At 52.5% G+C, this 17,079-nt stretch carries 16 protein-coding genes and 1 pseudogene; 14 read left to right on the top strand and 3 right to left on the bottom strand.

Going from position 1 to position 17,079, the window contains the following annotated elements; genetic code table 11:
- Positions 1-3 precede the first annotated feature (3 nt).
- The 6 genes from ACR0JR_RS05085 to ACR0JR_RS05060 all read left to right on the top strand — a co-directional run bounded on the left by ACR0JR_RS05085 (position 4) and on the right by ACR0JR_RS05060 (position 3,990).
- Positions 4-759, top strand: coding sequence for an SDR family oxidoreductase (locus tag ACR0JR_RS05085; RefSeq protein ID WP_480455296.1), 756 nt, complete (start codon positions 4-6; stop codon positions 757-759).
- Between the two features lie 17 nt (positions 760-776).
- A complete protein-coding gene (locus ACR0JR_RS05080) occupies positions 777-1,619 on the top strand; it encodes a fumarylacetoacetate hydrolase family protein (RefSeq protein WP_480455295.1) in 843 nt (280 codons plus the stop codon).
- Positions 1,620-1,723: 104 nt separating this feature from the next.
- Positions 1,724-1,960 (top strand): hypothetical protein, encoded by a 237-nt coding sequence (locus ACR0JR_RS05075; protein ID WP_480455294.1) that lies wholly within the window; start codon positions 1,724-1,726, stop codon positions 1,958-1,960.
- Positions 1,961-1,975: 15 nt separating this feature from the next.
- Complete coding sequence (locus ACR0JR_RS05070) at positions 1,976-2,440, top strand: hypothetical protein (RefSeq protein ID WP_480455293.1); 465 nt, start codon at positions 1,976-1,978, stop codon at positions 2,438-2,440.
- A 12-nt stretch (positions 2,441-2,452) separates the two neighbouring features.
- The gene (locus tag ACR0JR_RS05065) at positions 2,453-2,812 is read left to right on the top strand and encodes a GMC oxidoreductase (RefSeq protein ID WP_480455292.1); all 360 of its coding nucleotides are present in this window, start codon (positions 2,453-2,455) and stop codon (positions 2,810-2,812) included.
- 122 nt (positions 2,813-2,934) lie between these two features.
- On the top strand, positions 2,935-3,990 hold the full coding sequence (locus ACR0JR_RS05060; RefSeq protein WP_480455291.1) for a tyrosine-type recombinase/integrase: 1,056 nt from the start codon (positions 2,935-2,937) through the stop codon (positions 3,988-3,990).
- Between the two features lie 84 nt (positions 3,991-4,074).
- Here the strand turns inward: ACR0JR_RS05060 and ACR0JR_RS05055 are convergent, their stop codons facing one another.
- Positions 4,075-5,127 carry a ParB N-terminal domain-containing protein gene (locus ACR0JR_RS05055; RefSeq protein WP_480455290.1) on the bottom strand — a complete coding sequence of 351 codons (1,053 nt, stop codon included), beginning with the start codon at positions 5,125-5,127 and terminating at the stop codon, positions 4,075-4,077.
- On the bottom strand, positions 5,124-6,434 hold the full coding sequence (locus ACR0JR_RS05050; RefSeq protein WP_170546972.1) for an AAA family ATPase: 1,311 nt from the start codon (positions 6,432-6,434) through the stop codon (positions 5,124-5,126). Before ACR0JR_RS05050 ends, ACR0JR_RS05055 begins: the two co-directional genes overlap by 4 nt.
- A gap of 374 nt (positions 6,435-6,808) precedes the next feature.
- On the opposite strand from ACR0JR_RS05050, the gene ACR0JR_RS05045 reads away from it, so the two are divergent.
- The 4 genes and pseudogenes from ACR0JR_RS05045 (at position 6,809) to ACR0JR_RS05030 (ending at position 12,161) form a co-directional block, all read left to right on the top strand.
- Positions 6,809-7,507 carry a DnaA N-terminal domain-containing protein gene (locus ACR0JR_RS05045; protein ID WP_480455289.1) on the top strand — a complete coding sequence of 233 codons (699 nt, stop codon included), beginning with the start codon at positions 6,809-6,811 and terminating at the stop codon, positions 7,505-7,507.
- A gap of 1,153 nt (positions 7,508-8,660) precedes the next feature.
- Positions 8,661-10,358: an ABC transporter ATP-binding protein gene (locus ACR0JR_RS05040; protein WP_480455288.1), complete on the top strand. Its 1,698-nt coding sequence runs from the start codon at positions 8,661-8,663 to the stop codon at positions 10,356-10,358.
- A 34-nt stretch (positions 10,359-10,392) separates the two neighbouring features.
- Positions 10,393-11,277: a glycosyltransferase family 2 protein gene (locus tag ACR0JR_RS05035; protein WP_480455287.1), complete on the top strand. Its 885-nt coding sequence runs from the start codon at positions 10,393-10,395 to the stop codon at positions 11,275-11,277.
- A 203-nt stretch (positions 11,278-11,480) separates the two neighbouring features.
- Positions 11,481-12,161 (top strand): annotated as a pseudogene (locus tag ACR0JR_RS05030) (IS6 family transposase).
- A 56-nt stretch (positions 12,162-12,217) separates the two neighbouring features.
- Here the strand turns inward: ACR0JR_RS05030 and ACR0JR_RS05025 are convergent.
- Entirely contained in the window at positions 12,218-12,928 is a 711-nt protein-coding gene (locus ACR0JR_RS05025) for a GntR family transcriptional regulator (protein ID WP_480455286.1), read from the bottom strand.
- A gap of 228 nt (positions 12,929-13,156) precedes the next feature.
- Here ACR0JR_RS05025 and ACR0JR_RS05020 point away from each other — a divergent pair, with 228 nt between their 5' ends.
- The 4 genes from ACR0JR_RS05020 (at position 13,157) to ACR0JR_RS05005 (ending at position 17,079) form a co-directional block, all read left to right on the top strand.
- Positions 13,157-14,344 carry an ABC transporter substrate-binding protein gene (locus tag ACR0JR_RS05020; RefSeq protein WP_480455284.1) on the top strand — a complete coding sequence of 396 codons (1,188 nt, stop codon included), beginning with the start codon at positions 13,157-13,159 and terminating at the stop codon, positions 14,342-14,344.
- 95 nt (positions 14,345-14,439) lie between these two features.
- Positions 14,440-15,309 (top strand): branched-chain amino acid ABC transporter permease, encoded by an 870-nt coding sequence (locus ACR0JR_RS05015; protein WP_010442322.1) that lies wholly within the window; start codon positions 14,440-14,442, stop codon positions 15,307-15,309.
- Between the two features lie 4 nt (positions 15,310-15,313).
- Positions 15,314-16,300, top strand: coding sequence for a branched-chain amino acid ABC transporter permease (locus tag ACR0JR_RS05010; protein WP_480455283.1), 987 nt, complete (start codon positions 15,314-15,316; stop codon positions 16,298-16,300).
- Positions 16,297-17,079, top strand: a complete 783-nt coding sequence (locus ACR0JR_RS05005; protein ID WP_480455281.1) for an ABC transporter ATP-binding protein — start codon at positions 16,297-16,299, stop codon at positions 17,077-17,079. Before ACR0JR_RS05010 ends, ACR0JR_RS05005 begins: the two co-directional genes overlap by 4 nt.

The following is a 17,079-nucleotide window of genomic DNA, read 5'->3' as shown; positions in this document are numbered from 1 at the left end:
CCAATGACGACATTCGAACCATCCAACCGGCTTGCGGGCAAAACCGCTCTGATCACAGCTGCCGGGCAAGGCATTGGCCGTGCAACCGCTGAATTGTTTGTAGCCGAAGGCGCACGCGTGATCGCCAGCGACATCAACGATGCTTCGCTTGCAGAATTAGGCGGTATCGCGGGTATCGAGCCGCTCAAGCTGGACGTAACAGACAATGAGGCTGTGACCGCCGCTGTGGTCGACCTGCCGAAACTGGACGTTCTGTTTAACTGTGCGGGCTATGTTGCGGGAGGCTCAATCCTTGAGTGCAGCGAAAACGACTGGGACTTCAGTTTCGACCTCAACGTCAAAGCCATGTTCAGACTGATCCGCCTGACCCTTCCGGGAATGCTGGAAGCAGGCGGTGGATCAATCATCAACATGTCGTCGGTCGCATCATCCATGAAGGGCGTGCCGAACCGATTTGCATATTGCGCATCAAAGGCAGCGGTCATTGGCCTGACCAAATCCGTCGCGGCCGATTTCGTAACACGAGGCATCCGATGCAACGCAATTTGTCCCGGCACAGTCGACAGCCCCAGTCTGCATGAGAGGCTGCGCTCCACCGGAGATTATGAACAGGCAATGACCGATTTCATCGCCCGTCAACCAATGGGCCGCATCGGCACGGCGGAAGAAATCGCAGAACTGGCACTGTATCTGGCCAGTGATGCCAGCAAATACACAACCGGACAGCCCTTTGCCATCGATGGCGGTTGGACGATCTGAGTAGGAAGGACCTTACAATGAAACTGTTACGTTATGGCCCCAGAGGCGCTGAGAAACCCGGCATTCTGGCCTTGGACAGCTCGGTTCGCGACCTGTCCGGTGTGGTCGATGACATCTCAGGCGCAACGCTTGGCGACGCCGTTCTTGAAAAACTGCGTGCTGTCGATGTGGCCAGCCTGCCTGTGGTGGGCGGCGATACGCGCATCGGCCCTTGCGTCGGGAATGTCGGCAAATTCATCTGCATCGGTCTGAACTATGCCGATCACGCAGCGGAAAGCGGCATGGAGCTGCCTGCTGAGCCAGTGATTTTCTTCAAGGCCACTTCTGCCATCGTCGGCCCCAATGATACGGTGGAAATCCCGCGCGGATCGGTCAAGACCGACTGGGAAGTGGAGCTGGGCGTGGTCATCGGCAAAGAGGCCAAATACGTCTCTGAAGCCGAAGCCATGGACTACGTCGCTGGGTATTGCGTTGTGAACGATTTGTCAGAACGTGATTTTCAACTTCATCGCTCGGGTCAATGGGTCAAGGGAAAGTCCGCCGATACATTCGGCCCAATCGGCCCCTGGCTGGTGACAAGAGACGAGGTGACAGATCCGCAAAACCTGCCCATGTATCTTGAGGTAAACGGGCACCGCTATCAGGATGGGTCAACCAAAACGATGCATTTTGGGGTGGCGACCGTCATTTCGCACCTGTCGCAGTTTATGTCGCTGCTACCCGGGGACGTGATTTCGACAGGAACACCGCCTGGCGTGGGTATGGGGCAAGAACCTCAGATCTATTTGAAGCCAGGCGACACAATTGAACTGGGGATTGAGGGGTTGGGCATACAGCGACAGGATGTCATTCAGGGTTAGGAACATTCTGTTAAAGAAGACAAAAAAACAGCGTTGAAGCAAAAACGTATTGAAGGGGTTTTGCCTTAGATGACGATGATTGATCAAACGTAGTTCATATTCTTATGGGCGCTACACGCGTAGCTTTTCAATATCTGCCGATTCAGATCTTGCCGAACATCGGTCCGGGTACTTCAGGTATTTCAATCCTTCAAAGTCCGTCTTACAGCCACGTTTCAACTGTCGCCTCTGGTGCGCCAAAGCAAGTGACCGGGGTCGCTTACGTTCGCAAGGGAACTCCCCAAAAGGTTATACTGAACTCTGGCGGTGAAGTGATCCTGTCCGCCGGTGCCATTGGCTAGCCACAGCTGCTGGAAGTGTCGGGCATCGGCAATCCGAACATTTTGAGCACCGCAGGGGTCGAACTGCGTCACGCACTGCCGGGCGCGGGTGAACATCTTCAGGATCACCTGCAAATCCGCCTTGTTTACAAGGTCAACGTTCCGACAATGAACGACGCTATCAAAAATATCTTCCATCGAACAGGAATCGGAATCGAATACGCTTTGCGCCGCACTGGCCCCATGAGCCTAGGTGCCCGTCAGGTGGCCATCTTCGCCAAATCCATGGAGGGGCTGGATACCCCCGACATCCAGTTCCACTTTCAGCCGCTGTCCGCTGACAAGCCGGGGATCGAGATGCATCCGATCTCAGGATTTACCTCCTCTGTCTGTCAGTTGCGGCCAGAAAGTCGCGGTCATATCCATATCACGTCGTCAGATGCGCACGACTACCCAAAGATCGTGCCGAACTATCTGTCGACATCCGGCGACCAGCTTTGAGCGATCCGCGCTGTGAAAATTGCCCGCGGCATGACCAAAACCAAGGCGCTCTCACCCTTCATCTTGTGCGAACATGTTCCGTCTGGCACCGTTGAAACCGATGAGGACCACCTCGTAGCCGCCCGAAACATGGCGCAGACGATCTATCACCCCACCACAACCTGTAAAATGGGCACAGATAACCGTGCTGTTGTTGACCCTCGCCTGCGAGTCCATGGCATTCTGGGCCTTCGTATCGCAGACGCCTCAATCATGCCCGACATCGTCAGCGGCAATACCAACGCCCCCGCTATCAGGATTGAAGAAAAATGTAGTGATCTTGTGCTGACAGATCGCTGCAGGCGTTATATAAATTGCCCGCTTGTAGAGTAACGATCATTATATACCCATTGTGATCATTATCTAAGTAGTGCGAGAGATCCGCTGTTATACACGATAAGTGTTTCTTATCATGTATAATTGATTTACCGGGAAATCAGCGCAGAATGGGCCCCATGAAGCCGCCTGCCCCCTATCTTCCAGCTGCCTCCCCTGCCCTGTCGCAAACAGATCAGGAGGCGCTGACCGACCTGTATGTGCGCGGCACGCCGGCCAATACGCTGCGCGCCTATGAGCGGGATCTGCTCTACGTGACGGCATGGAAAGCCGCGCGTTTCGGGTCAGCGCTGGATTGGCCGGAAAGCGAGCCCATCGCGCTGGCTTTTATTCTCGATCACGCCCGCGATCTGAACGACGCACCAGAAACGGATGTAGCGCGCGAAACCGCAAAGCTGCTGATTGCGCAAGGGCTGCGCAAGTCCCTCTCCTGCCCCGCCCCGTCTACGCTCGATCGGCGCATCGCTTCCTGGCTGGCCTTTCACCGGATGAAGAACCTCTCCAGCCCCTTTGACGCGCCCCAAGTCAAGCAAGCCCGCGCCAAGGCCCGCCGAGCCGCTGCCCGACCCCCTGCCCCAAAATCGCAACACCCGATCACCCGCGATGTGCTGGAGCAGCTGCTGGCCACTTGTTGCGGCTCTCGCCGGGATTGTCGCGACCGGGCGCTGTTAATGCTGGGCTGGGCCTCGGGCGGTCGGAGGCGCTCGGAGATCACCGGGTTGATGCGCGAGGATGTCTCGCTCAAGGAATTTGACAAGAGCGGCATCGTCTGGCTCTCGCTACTGAAAACCAAGACCACCCAGAAGGGCGAGACCCCGCGCCTGGTGCTGAAGACCCGCGCAGCCCAGGCGCTGGTCCATTGGATCGAGGTTGGACGGATCACCGACGGCCCGTTGTTCCGACCTATTTCAAAAGCGGATCGTGTGCTGAAACGTCGTCTGAGCCCGGATGCAATCGCACAGATCGTCAAGCACCGCCTGAAATTGGCCGGGCTGCCGGATGGTTTTGCCTCGCCCCATGGGCTACGCTCGGGATTCCTGACCCAGGCCGCACTGGACGGCGCCCCAATCCAGGCGGCCATGCGCCTCTCGCTGCACCGCTCGATGGCCCAGGCAAAAAAGTACTATGACGACGTCGATATCGCTGAAAACCCGGCGACGGACTTGTTGGGGTGAGCTGGCGCTAAACGATGAAGGCGGTAACCCGTGGGTTACCGCCTTTGAAATCAAGAAATCTGAGCATGGGTAACCCACGGGTTACTACTCGTTCAAAACAGCTTCGAAAGCTTCAACCGCTCTCTGGAGCTTTGACCGGTCAATCGAACTAAAGTCCTGACCAGACAATATCCTGCATTCTCCCTTTCGCGCAGTGACTTTTGAGCCACCCACGTGGAACTCATACTTCACGCTCTCGGCTTTCTCACGTCGCTTGCTACTACCCGGTTCAGCATCAGTATCTGCCAAGAAGGCATCCAGCGCTTCGTTTTGCTCACCGGCTGTGGATGCGCGCACCAACACATCTCTTAACCCAGCAGCTGAACCCGATGACGCTCGAAGTTTACGCGCAACTTCAACGCCAAGGTTTCTGGAGACACTCTTAGGAAACGGCAACGCGCCTTCAAGTTCATTGAGCAGGTAAACAAAGCTACGAATATAAGAGCGTTTCATCTTGTGCAGGGATGAGTAAAGCCTTCCGACCAAAGCTTCTGCATCCCCTGCCCCCAACTCAGAATCGTTGGAAGCAAGAATTGCCACTTGCGCCATCTCAGCAAAAGTCAGGTCCTCTCGAACAACGTTCTCTTCAACCATGTCAATGTAAAGGTCGATGCGATCACTCTGGGATTCGGCAACTCGCGCTGTAACACTGGAAAACCGTTCATCACCAGTCTCCTCATAAAGCTGTCTAAGAGCAGTTACTCGTCTCCAACCCTTTTTGAGCTGGAAACGACCATCTGAATCCTTATAAAGCTCTATAGGCTCCTTCTGGCCGCGTTCCTGAATAGAAGCCTTGAGTTCATCCATCTCATCCGAACTTGCGACGGCCGATAGATCCAAGCGATCTCTTGGAAGATCTGTCGTAAGAATTTCATTGATGCTGACCGCAACCAAAACTCGCCCCTCGTCACGAGCTTTGCGATACTCCTTGGCATCGGAGGCATTTTGCCGTCGCTGTTCGACACGGTTCTCAGTGCTTTCATTTAAACTATTTGCTGTCTCGCGTACCGCAGCCCCCATTGGGCCCACTTCGCGGCGGCGTGTTTTCTTGAGGTCATCTTCATCAATCGGAGTGAAGCCAAATTTGTTACCGCTCATTCTACCCGCTCCTCAACTTTAGTACGCGCCTCCCAGGCCCGTAGGACGACGTCCTTAAATTCACTGTATGCATTATCAAAGGACAGACGCGCCCGTTTCCATGTGTCCCGAGTCATCTGCCTATAGTCCTGCTCGTAGACAGACATCTGGAACCTACCAGATTGCTCGACCGCACGTGTCATTTCGATCGGATTTTGACAGACATCGGCCCCGAAGACATTTTTGAAAGCGTCCATCATCGCGACATGCAGAGAGTTGCTGGCCTCAAAGCGAGTCATGAGAACACGTATGTCATCGAACCTTTTAGGAAGAGTGATACCAGCATCCTGCGCAATACGTTCGAAACCGTTGGTTATGTCTTCCAAGGCGTCGCCAAGTTGACCAAGATAACTCGTTGTGCTGTCATACTCCCAATAGCCAGGACCAGACGGAATGTAGAGGATATCAGCGGCAAAGGCCGCATTCAAAGATTGGTATCCAATTGCAGGCGGACAATCGAAAACAATCAAATCATATTGGTCGTCTGGCAACTCATCGAGATATCTTGCGACGCATCCAAAAAAACTCCATGCCTTATGAATGGACCTATACTGGGCGGAAGCAAATTCAACGAAGGCAGCGTTCGCGCAGCTCGGAATGATGTCAATCGTCGACCATGAAGTTCTTTGAATAAAATCCTGAACACGCTGTGCGCCGATCGACTGAACATCTTCTGGCAACTCGTCGGCAGTAGGGTAGGGGCAATCTGCTGGATCATCATATTCGTCCGCGATCCGGTTCGCCTCACGGCAGAGGTCGCGACACATAATGCCCCAGACAGTGTTCCACTCTCTTACTTCAGCCAGACCCATTGAATGAGTGAGTGTCGCCTGGGGGTCAAAATCCACCACCAAAACACGATAACCATCAAGCGCGGCCGCATTCGCCAAGTGCTGAGCAACGACAGTTTTGCCGACACCACCCTTAAAGTTCGAAACCGCCACTCTCATAGCCCGGCCTGCCGGCCTTTGAGGCAGAAGGCTCCTACCCCTAAATCTCAAACGCCGTCTCAACTCATTAATCTCAGCAAGAGAAAACCATCTTTGCCGTCCATCATCTTCAGTCGCACCTTGCGGAAGAGACGGGTCTTCGGCCAACTTCTTTCTCAAGGTGTCGGCCGGGACATCAAACATGAACTGGCTAATTTCCCAGATTGAGAATGGTCGAAGAACTTTCTCGTCTGCAGGCGAGAAAGTAGCGCGGCGGACGGCAGCCTGTTGAGCCAGGCTTCGTTCGTTCATAGCTTGAAGGTCGGTATGGTCACGCATGATGTTGCTCTTGTTATATGACGGTTGTCTTTTAATAACGCGATTTTCGGAAACTGCAAAACGTAAAGAATAGAAATTCCGCTTTTTAGCCTATGATCCGTTAAATACGGGATGAAATTCGAATGCCAGGCTATGTTTTGGTGACAAGCATCAATCACTAACTAGATATATGGTGACATTCACCCTCTAATAGGGTGTCATCCCGAATGTCACCTATTACCTATTAACCGAATTTTCTTTTGATTTTGAAAAATGAAGTGGGTATCCTGCTTTTCAAAGTTTGTTGACAAACTACGGGATTTCATCACACTGAACCCAATTGATGGAATCGGACAGCAAGACCGATCCGTTCGAGGCACAGTGGCAGTATCAAAATGGAAATAAAACGATTTACAGGACATCAGGCCGGTTCACAGAAGTACGATCTACTAACTGCAATCTCTGTTGCGGGATTATGTGGTACACCTGGTTTTCAAAATTCAATGATGCGGCTCATTGCGTTGATAACCGCCCGATACAACTGGCGCACTGATGAGCTGACGGTCGGACAAAAAGAAATGGCCCGCCTCTGGTCCGTAGACCAACGAACCGTCAAGCGAGAAATTAAGCGGTTGACGAATTATAATATGCTTCTTCAGCTTAGGCCCGGAGTTAGAGGCCGTGTTGCGGCGTACCGACTCAACTACGCGGAAATTTATCGCCTAAGCAAACCAGTTTGGCAAAATGTTGGTTCTGATTTTGTATCACGCATGGAAATGCAAGTACCAAAACCATCCGAAAAGGTCGTTCATGTACAATTTGGTCAAGAAAAACAATTAGAAGTCGAACCTGAGAGGCAAGATCTTCAAAGTCCGTGGGGTAGGGCGCTCCAACGCTTATCAGAGTCAGAAATGTTGTTGTTCAAATGCTGGTATCGTGACCTTCAACTTGTTGAAACCCAAGATCAGACGATCACCTTGCGTGCGCCAAGCAAGTTCATTGCACAGTACATTCAGTCTCACCATTTGAAGCCTTTGCTTGGAGCTATCCAACTTGAATTTGGGCGAATTCAGAAGGTGCGTCTGATAGGCTAACTGGAACATGCCGTTGCTTTGCTTGAATTTGTTTGAATTAAACCAGTCAGATTTTCAGATTGAAACTAGTAGAGAACCGTTCTTTGTCGCAGTCGTTGGTCGGAATGTTGCAGCTTCGCGTGTTAATTCCAATTGAGGCTTGGTCTGCAATGATATTTGGGAAAGTCTTGTGATCTATTTCAATGGCGCGCTCTACCCAGTATCTGTGATCCTATTTGCGGTTTACTTCTGCGTTCGAAACGGCGTTTCCTGTCGTGATCTAGAAGAAATACCGGCTGAAAGTAGTGTTAAGGTCGAACAGGCGAGGATGAACAGCTGTTTAGTAATGTATTCATCCTTGGCGGGTCGCAAATCAAAGAAGTGAACAAAATCTACAAGCAGGATCACCGGTTCATCAAGCAGCTTACGAGGCCCGTGCTTCGCTTCAAATGCTTCACCCCAGTTGTTGCAGGCATCGAAACCGCCAATTTGATCGGTAAGAGGCCGCTGGAACGTTCGGCATGTGGATTCCGCAATTTGCAGAGTTCGCTGGATAATTGAAGCTAATCAGAGTGATAGCTTTATTCCTCTGCTATGTTCGCGACGGCTCTACAGATTCTACTTGGTACGGTTGAGGTGAGCCCATTTTCGGATCAGACTTTCAGAATCGGATGCAACATGAACCCGATCAGCACAACAATATTGTCGTGTTTTAGTCAAAACCAGCTAACTCTCCCTCTCTAGAGGGGGGCTGGGTGCAAGTTCAGACCATCTGATATGGGTGTGATCCCGAGTTTTGGGTCAGTTGGTTTCAACATTTGAACGAGGCCGAAAGGGCAGGGGCCCAGGCTATGCTTGTCGCGCCTTCTCGTTTATTGCCCAATACATTGCATATCAGTGGTCAGGGCGGGTTTTGGCGGTTTACATCCGTGTTGACACACCGATCAGGACATTGCGCATTGAAACCGTAGAATAAGGCGGAATACTGCGTGGGCTTGCCCAATAGAGAGCGGGCGACTATCTAGCGGACACGATTTATGAGTCTGTCATAATAGACATGTCTCGATCCTGATCACAGTGGGCATGTGCATTGCAAAAGATCAAATCAAAGTTTGCGGCAGTACTAAGCGATTCCGTCTTGTGGCGTTTGCTGTCAGAGAACATGCGGGAGCAAATGCTGCCGTATACCATTGCAATTATCGCGATGGTGTTTGTGGCGGGGACTACAGCTGGTATCGCGTTCATCATGCGCGATGTCGTTGACTCGCTGTTCGACAGTGATAATTCGGCCAAGATCTTTAGCGTTTCGATGGCCGTGTTCACTATTTTCTTGGTTAAAGGTGTCGCCACGTACGTCCAGGTTGTAGCTTTGACCCGCGCTGGGAACCGGATCGTATCAAAACAGCAGATCAAGCTATATGACAAGCTTTTGCGGCAAGGCGTATCTTTCTTTAACCTGACCGAAAGCTCGGATTTGCTGTTGAGAGTGACACAGACAGCACAGGCTGCGCGGACGGTTATCGAAATTATGGTCACGACCGCCGTTCGAGACATGCTTACATTGATCGGATTGCTTGCCGTGATGTTCTATCAGCAACCAGTCTTGTCCCTCTTTACGCTAATCGTCGGCCCGCTTGCAATTCTGGGGGTTCGGATGCTGCTTCGTAAGGTCCGCGATATTGCGGATATGGAGCTGCAGTCGATGAGTGCGATCATGAAAGTCATTCAGGAGACGTCGGCCGGAATTCGGGTGGTCAAGTCCTTTGGACTGGAAGAACGCATGGCCGAACAGATGAATTCGGCAGTTAAAAGCGTCGAACAACGCCGAAATAAGCTTGCTCGCTTGCAAGCGGCAACCAGCCCACTGACTGATATTCTGGCAGGATTTGCAATTGCGTCGGTCATCGGGCTGAGTGCAGGTAAATTGTTTGGTGCAGCGGCCTCCACCCCGGGCGAACTGATGTCATTCGTTACCGCTGTGATGATGGCGTATGAACCTGCGAAGCGTCTGACCAAGGTGCGGGTGAAGATGGAAGTGGGTTTGCGGCGTGTTAAAATGCTGTTCAGCATGCTGGACGAGCCGGAAACCTTGCCTGAGGAAGTTAATCCCAAAGCGTTGCCAGATGGGCCTCGCAAAGTCGTGTTTGACGATGTTGTATTCGGCTACGCTCGGCGTGATCCGATCTTGAAGGGGCTTTCGTTGACCTTTGAGGCCGGTAAGACGACCGCTTTGGTTGGCTTATCTGGTGGCGGAAAGTCGACCATTTTGAACCTTGCATTGCGCCTATATGATCCAAATAGTGGTTCGATTTCGATCGATGGCCAAGACATAAAATACGCCTCTTTCAAGACGTTGCGTCAGAACATGTCCTTTGTCGGCCAAGAGACATTTCTTTTCTCAGCGTCGATCGCCGACAATATTCGTTTTGGTCGAGAGGGAGCGACACAAGAGGACGTGATCGAGGCCGCCAAGGCCGCAAACGCCTATGATTTCATTATGACTTTGGAGCAGGGCTTTGACACCATGGTGGGCGAAAACGGAGCCTTCTTATCTGGCGGTCAGAAACAGCGCCTTGCGATCGCCCGTGCGTTGTTGCGCGATAGCCCCATTCTGTTGCTGGACGAGCCGACGAGTGCGCTGGATTCAAAGTCGGAACATCTGGTGCAGGAAGCGCTAAGCAGGCTTACGGAGGGGCGTACAACAATTATCGTTGCGCACCGCCTTTCAACGATTATGCACGCGGACAAAATTGTTGTGATCGAAAGTGGAGAAGTGTTGGAGCAAGGGAGCGCCAAACAATTGTTGAAAGAACAAGGCCCCTTCAAAACCTTGTACAACCATCAGTATTCTAACGCAGTTAGCGCAGAGTGAACTTGGTTTGACGCAGCAATCTGCAAGACGACCGGTGCGGCAACCACTGGCCGCGACCGTCATTATTCCAACTTACCACAGTTGGGATCAACTGCAGATCTGTCTGGACTGTTTGGCTTCCCAGACCCTGAATGCCGATCAGTTTGAGATTATTGCGGTAAACAATGATCCTTCCGACCAAACTCCGTCTGAGTTTCGCTTGCCTGCAAACGCTCGTATATTGAGCGAAGCAAAGCCAGGCTCATACGCGGCACGAAATCGCGGTATCGATGACGCGAATGCCGACCTATTTTTCTTTACCGATTCAGATTGTCAGCCTGTCCAACAGTATCTGGAAGCTGGATTGAAGATAGCCCAGGATCACCCTGAGGTTGGGCGGTTCGGAGGCAATGTTGTTCTGATCCCTAACGGGGAAGAATGGACGACAACGGAATTGTATGACGTTCATCTTGGTCTGGAGCAGCAGAAGTGGGTTGAGCGTGGCAGAGCTGTTACTGCCAACCTGATTTTGCGTCGCAGTGTGATGGATCAAGTCGGTCGGTTCAACGACACGGTTTTGTCAGGTGGTGATATGGAATGGAACGATCGCGCAAAAGCTGCAGGCGAACCTATCCTTTTTGCTGCGGATGCCATCGTAAGACATCCAGCGCGTAGAAGTCTTGGGGAACACATCACCAAAGCCCGCCGGATTGAAGGCGCGCGTTTGCGTAGGAACGCGAAGCGTGGAATTGTGAATTACATACCACCCATTCACAAGCTGATCCCGTCGTTTAAGACTCTGAAAAATCTTCTTGGAAAATCCGATCTATCTACCCGACGAGCCCTTGGAGTTTGGGGTGTCCATTATGTTCTTCGAGTGGTGAAGATAACTGAAACTATTCGTCTGCTCTGGCTACGACGCGCCGATCAGCGGAAATAGGGCTAATTAAACAGAACTCTTCATGTACTTGGTTTGAAAACTCAAACTCTTTGCGAAACTAGGCTTTGGTGTAGTAGTCATAAGTATAATATTTTGATTATTAAGACGCGTTGATGATGGCTCTGTTGCAAACTCTTATCCATTGACCTTCGTGGCTTTAGCGCATGTGTGGCGAACAACACTATCCAGTTGAAGGTTGGTCCATGATTTCTTTCAAAGGTGCGCAATATCCGAAGGATGTTATCCTATTCGCAGTCTTCTTTTACGTCCGATACGGCGTGTGGTACCGAGATCTGGAAGAAATCATGGCAGAACGCGGTGTATCGGTTGATCATGCGACACTGAACCGTTGGGTGACACGATGCTCAGGCGCAATTGCTGATGTAGCGCGCCGCAGGAAAGGGCCATGTGATCGCTCTTGGAGAATGGATGAGACTTACATCAAGGTGAAGGGTGCGTGGGTCTATCGCTATCGGGCCGTCGATAAATACGGCAAGACGCTTGATTTCATGTTTTCACCACAGCGAAACAAGCCTGCCGCGACGAACTTCTTCGCTCGGATGATGGAGGTCAATGGTTTGCCACGGAAGATTGTCATCGACAAAAGCGGAGCTAACACGGCTGGCATCAAGGACATAAACAAGATGCTGAAAGGTTTTGGTTGCCCGATCCCGATTGAGATGGTCAGGCGGAAATACCTAAACAACATCGTGGAACAGGACCATTGTTTCATCAAGAGACGCATCCGGCCAATGCTAGGGTTCAAGGCATTTGCTTAAGCGGCGGCAACCCTGGACGGAATCGAAGTGGCGCACATGATCCGCAAAGATCAAATCACGCCCGGACTCTGTCCCTTTCAACAATTCAGAGAACTGCTCGCATAACAAAGAAGGTCAGATGTATTTCTTTAAACATCGGAACACTTCGCAACAGTACCAAGTTACATGCGCCCGATGAGTATCTTAGCCAGATCGGGTTCAACCTTTCGGGTTTGTTCCAAATCCAGACTGTTTTTTACGTGGAGGAGGTGGTGTTGGATGTTGTCTTCCGCGGATTGTGGGTCACCACTCACGATCGCATCAATGATCGAAGCGTGCTCATCATCGGGACACGAAGAGTCCCTGTTGGTTCCGAACAATGCCACGATCAGAGATGACCGGGTCACCAACTCGCGCACAACGCGTGTAAGTACCGAATTGTTGTGGCATTTGGCCAGTTCCACATGAAATTCACCTGAAAGCCGGATGATCTCAGTTCGATCATTTGCTGCCCGAGCTTCATCTTCTTCTTTGACATGTGTCCGTAGCGCGTCGATTCCTAGGCTGCCGTTCTCATGTGCCAGTGTACGTACGATGCCAGATTCAATCATCAAGCGGGCCTCAAAAACCTCTTGAGCTTCGTCAGGGCTTGGACAGGCTATAAAGGCACCACGGTTGGAGTGCAGTTCAACGATGCCTTGGCTGCTCAATAACAACAAAGCTCGGCGAACGCGCATTCGGCCTACGCCAAAAGTCTCACACAAGGTTTGTTCGCTCAATTTGGTTCTAGGCGCCAGCTTCTGTTCCATGACCGCAGAATAAATTCGGTCTACGATCAATTGCTCATCCGGATCGGATTGGAGGGTGTCGAGTTTTTGTTGGGCGTCTGTCATCTTGTTCCGATTTGGCAGGAATACATGTCGATCGTACTTAACCGTACAACTTCTAACTGACAATATATCGGTCTTCTGTTTGCAATATCAACAAACACGTTTACTAAAAGTGTTGACACAGATTGTTAACAATGCAGTATCCAAGAGGCATTCCGGGATTCGACCGGTCGCATTGTTTACTTCGCCAAGCGCCCAGAAGAGGCGCCGAGACCTCACAGGGAGGAAAGAATGAAACGTAGAAAACTGATTAAATCCTCGGTCGCATTGGCCTTGACCGCATCCGTGCTTGGCTCGGCTGCCTGGGCGGATAACCCCGTACTTAAGATCGGCTTTGTCGGGGTAACCTCGGGTCCGGCGGCGGCTTGGGGCATCTCTAACCAGCGATCGATGGAGGCGAGGGCAGACTGGATTAACGAATCCGGCGGTTACCAGATTGGCGATACCACTTACGATATCGAAATCGTTTCATTCGACGATCAGAAAGACCCCAAACGTGCGATCGCTGGCATGGAAAAAATGGCGCAGGAAGGGATCCACTATGTGGTTGGTCCCAACGTGGATGACGGCGCAGCCGCAGTTCGCCCAGTTGCCGAAGCAAAAGGGATCATGTATTTTCCATATGCTTTCCCCAAAGAGCTTTACACAGCGCCGGCATCGAATGCGGTTCTGGGCATGGTTGCAAACTACCAGTCAGGTCCAGCGATTTATAAGTATCTGAAGGACGAAAAGGGCGTGAAGACGGTGGCTTTTGTTGCTGCCAACGAGTCTGATCCGCTGAGCCAGCGTGACGGCGGGATCGCTGCGGCCAATGCGCTGGGTCTTGAAGTTGTCTCTGACAATGTGACGTATCAGGTGGACACTACGGACTTTACCCCAGTTCTGACGCCGGTCATGCGGACACAACCTGATCTTCTGGTCCTGTCAGGTGTTTCACCGGCCAATGCCCCTCAGCTGATCCGTTCGGCTCGAGAGCTTGGGTTCCAGGGCATAATTTCAACTGAGACGGCGCAGGATGCGACGGTTTTGCGCGAAGGCGCAGGTGATCTGGCCAACGGGTTCATCTCGGTGGGTGGCGCTTCAACCCCTGAAATCGCATCGGATGACATGAAGGAATTCGTCAAGCGCTACACTGACATGTTCGGCGAATATAACGACGAGTCGAATACCAAGGTCTATGCGCTAGAGTATATTCTGGCGACGCTAAATGCCAATCCGGCAGGTATCGACGATGTGAACGCTTTCCAGACCACAATGGACACGTTCGAAGCACCAAATCCCTTCATGAAGGGCGATGCTAAGATGCGGTATGTCGGCACGACATCGTTCGGGCAAAAGCGTCAGATCGCGGTTCCGCTGGTGGTAAATGTCTACCAGGACGGAGAGTTTGAAACACTCTTTGTCGCCGAAGTCGACTGAGGCAATACTCCCAACCAAGGCAATCGCCTACCGAGCCTCAATCCCTCCCGGGCTGATGATCAGCCCGGGATACCCGAACCTTACGCGGGACTCCAATGGAACAGATACTAGCAAATGGCATCTATCTGGGCGCGCAATATGCGATGATCGCCTTGGGATTGACGCTGATCTTCGCCCTGATGAACGTACTGAATTTTGCTCACGGACAGATGTACGTTCTCGGCGGCTTCGTCACTTACACCTTTTACGGGCAGCTTGGTTGGCCATTCATCCTGGCGTTGCTTGCGTCCTGTATCACCCTGGCAGTACTTGGCGCACTCATCGAACGGTTCTTGTTTGCGCCAGTGATACGACGATCGTCGCGCGAAGAAAGCACAATGCTGCTGGCGGCGGGACTGGCGTTTCTGTTTGACGCGGTCATCCTGCTTGTCTTCGGAGAAAAACAGCGTGGCGTGCCCAAGATTGTCGACGGTGTCTTCAACTGGGATTTCAGGCTGATCATGCCTTATGATCGGATCCTGATCTGCGTGCTGGCCATTCTCTCAATCGTCACCTTCATTCTGTTCATGCAATATTCCAAAACCGGCCGCGCCTTGCGTGCGCTGGCGCAGGACAGAACCGCGGCCCAGCTTATGGGCGTGAATGTTGCCCGGTACTCTATGATCGGGTTTGCCCTGGGTGCGATGCTGGCTGGTCTGGTCGGCGGCCTGCTGGTGACCATCACAGGCGTCAATCTGGGCATGGGCGGGCCGACCTCGATCAAAGCCTTCATGATGGTAATGATCGGCGGCGCAGGCGTGATTTCCGGCGCGATTGCAGGCGGTATCATCCTTGGCTTCATGGAAGCCATTGGTTTGGCGGTTCTGTCGCAATATGGCGATATCACCTATCTGCTGATCTTCGTCTCACTGATGATTTTCCTGGCCATCCGCCCGCAGGGCTTGATGGGCAAACCGTGGGGTTAACACTGTGCCGAAACTTTCCACGATCCAATGGGCCGGTTTGGCGTTTTTCCTACTGGCCATCTTCGTTGCGGTTCCCGGCTTTATCGCGGCGGCCGGGCGGTCTGACCTTTACTATACGCTGACCTCGGTTGCGCTGCTTTCGATTGCCAGTGCCGGTGTCTGGCTGACTTTCTATATCGGCCGCATCAATATCGGGCAGGGCGCTTTTGCCCTGATCGGAGCTTATGTCTCGGCCATTCTTGTGACGAAGGCTGGCATGTCCTTTTGGTTGTCTCTGCCGCTGGCGGGTCTGTTTGCGGCAGGGGTCGCCGTGTTAATTGGCTTACCTATCCTGCGGCTGCGGGGTGTGTACTTTGCGATGATCTCGCTGGTACTGACGCAGGTCGTCACCCTGACCGCGCTGGCCTTGCCCGTCACCAATGGGGCCAAGGGAATTACCTCGATCCCGCTTCCCGGGGGTGTGTCGATCCTGGGTCTTACCCTGATCCCGGATTTCGCGACGCTCGAGAATCCACGGTTAGCCTTCTACTACTCGGCCTGTGTGCTTATGGTGCTGACCTTTGCCGCCATGTACCGGCTGGTGAATTCGCGCCTCGGCCACCTGTGCCGGTCGATGCAGCAGAACGAGGAACTCGCCAGTTCCATTGGCGTGAATATCTCATATATCCGCATCATCATCTTTGCTATTTCCTCCTTTCTGGGCGGCATTGGCGGAGCCATGTTCGGATCGATTGCACAATCGGTCTATCCGTCCAGCTTTCAGGTCGCTGACAGTGTGAACTTCATGCTGAACTGCTTCCTCGGTGGTCTGGGCTATGTGTTTGGCCCGATGTTGGGCACACTGGTTCTGTATTTTGGATGGGATCTGTTGTTCGAGTTGGGTCGCTTCCAACTGCTGGCCTATTCCAGCCTGCTGATCATTCTGATGCTGTTCCTGCCGAACGGGCTGCTTAGCCTGCGGCTGCCGGGCAAGAAAGGAGATGACAAATGAGCCATCTTCTGGAAGTCCGCCACGTCACCAAAAAATTCGGCGGGTTGACCGCCAACAGCGATATCTCATTCAACGTCAATGAAAACGAGATCCTGTCGGTGATTGGACCAAACGGTGCTGGAAAGAGCACATTGTTCAAGATGATCTCGTCGTTTCTGCCGACGACCGCCGGAGAAGTGCTGTTCAAGGGTGAGAGGATTTCGAACCTGAAACCGCATGTGGTGGCGCGCAAGGGGGTGGTCCGTACCTTTCAGGAAACCACGATTTTCAAGTCAATGACCGTGCGCGAAAGTGTCATCGTCGCTCAGCACCTGCGTGCGCGTGCCTCGCTGGCCGGGTATTTCTGGGGCACGAAAACGGCACATGAAGACGTCGACAGTTTTGGCCAGTATGCCGATGACCTGATCGATTTCCTTGGCATGACCGAGATCGCCAACGAGCAGGCTTCGAACCTGCCGCAGGGCAATTTGCGCGCGCTGGGGATCGCCATCGGTTTGGCCACCGATCCCAAGGTGTTGTTGCTGGATGAGCCTTTTGCGGGCATGAACCATGACGAGACCATGAAAATGGTCAATCTGGTTCGCAAGGTGCGCGATGACAGGGGTGTCACGGTGCTGTTGGTGGAACATGACATGCCCGCAGTGATGAAGATCTCGGATCGGATCGTGGTGCTGAATTTCGGCGAAATGATCGCCGAGGGCACCCCAGCGGAAATCCAGAACAACGAAAAGGTCATCGAAGCCTATCTGGGCAGCGCCGATGACGAGATCGGGATCTGA

This window comes from Ruegeria sp. AA3 (assembly GCF_056542905.1).
Note: the sequence above shows the minus strand (reverse complement) of the source record. Positions and strands in the feature narration are given on the sequence as shown.

Bases quoted from the DNA above. Each gene is read 5' to 3' on its own strand.
- ACR0JR_RS05085 (WP_480455296.1), top strand. From the start codon at position 4: ATGACGACATTCGAACCATCCAACCGGCTTGCGGGCAAAACCGCTCTG.
- ACR0JR_RS05080 (WP_480455295.1), top strand. From the start codon at position 777: ATGAAACTGTTACGTTATGGCCCCAGAGGCGCTGAGAAACCCGGCATT.
- ACR0JR_RS05075 (WP_480455294.1), top strand. From the start codon at position 1,724: ATGGGCGCTACACGCGTAGCTTTTCAATATCTGCCGATTCAGATCTTG.
- ACR0JR_RS05060 (WP_480455291.1), top strand. From the start codon at position 2,935: ATGAAGCCGCCTGCCCCCTATCTTCCAGCTGCCTCCCCTGCCCTGTCG.
- ACR0JR_RS05055 (WP_480455290.1), bottom strand. From the start codon at position 5,127: ATGAGCGGTAACAAATTTGGCTTCACTCCGATTGATGAAGATGACCTC.
- ACR0JR_RS05050 (WP_170546972.1), bottom strand. From the start codon at position 6,434: ATGCGTGACCATACCGACCTTCAAGCTATGAACGAACGAAGCCTGGCT.
- ACR0JR_RS05045 (WP_480455289.1), top strand. From the start codon at position 6,809: ATGGAAATAAAACGATTTACAGGACATCAGGCCGGTTCACAGAAGTAC.
- ACR0JR_RS05040 (WP_480455288.1), top strand. From the start codon at position 8,661: ATGCTGCCGTATACCATTGCAATTATCGCGATGGTGTTTGTGGCGGGG.
- ACR0JR_RS05025 (WP_480455286.1), bottom strand. From the start codon at position 12,928: ATGACAGACGCCCAACAAAAACTCGACACCCTCCAATCCGATCCGGAT.
- ACR0JR_RS05020 (WP_480455284.1), top strand. From the start codon at position 13,157: ATGAAACGTAGAAAACTGATTAAATCCTCGGTCGCATTGGCCTTGACC.
- ACR0JR_RS05015 (WP_010442322.1), top strand. From the start codon at position 14,440: ATGGAACAGATACTAGCAAATGGCATCTATCTGGGCGCGCAATATGCG.
- ACR0JR_RS05005 (WP_480455281.1), top strand. From the start codon at position 16,297: ATGAGCCATCTTCTGGAAGTCCGCCACGTCACCAAAAAATTCGGCGGG.